The 512-nt window shown below is 70.5% G+C and carries 1 protein-coding gene; it reads right to left on the bottom strand.

Annotated features, from left to right (window positions below; genetic code table 11):
• A partial coding sequence (locus G3I71_RS46620) for a mandelate racemase/muconate lactonizing enzyme family protein (protein WP_164325000.1) occupies positions 1–512 on the bottom strand: 512 nt, incomplete at both ends.

Raw genomic sequence — 512 nt, 5'->3', positions numbered from 1 at the left:
GACGCGCCCCAGGTCGGCCTGCACGAAATCGCACGCGTCGTTCGCGAGGTACTGGTTGAACTGCTGCAGCGTGTACACGTTCTCGCCCAGGCCGATCGGCGTGGTCGAGCGCGCCCGCAGCCGCTGGTGCGCCACGACGTCGTCGACGCGCAGCGGCTCCTCGACCCAGTACAGGCCCAGGTGCTCGAACCGCGACATGGCCTGCACGGCCTGCCCGAGGGTCCAGCCCTGGTTCGCGTCGACCATCAGCGGGTACATGCCGACGGCCTCGCGGATCTTGGTGAGCCGCTCGACGTCCTCCTCGAGGTCGGGCTTGCCGACCTTGACCTTGGCCGCGAAGTAGCCGTCGGCCTTCCAGCCCTTGACCTGCTCGACGACCTCCTCGGCCGACAGGTTGAGGTTGATGCCCGACCCGTACAGCGGCACGCGGTCGCGCACGCGGCCCAGCAGGTCCGCGAGCGGCACGCCGCGCTCCTTGGCGAGCGCGTCCCACACGGCGATGTCGACGGCCG

Origin of the sequence: Streptomyces sp. SID12501 (assembly GCF_010550245.1) — a bacterium.
Taxonomy (GTDB): Bacteria; Actinomycetota; Actinomycetes; order Streptomycetales; family Streptomycetaceae; genus Streptomyces.
This window is presented reverse-complemented; position numbering and strand designations above follow the sequence as displayed.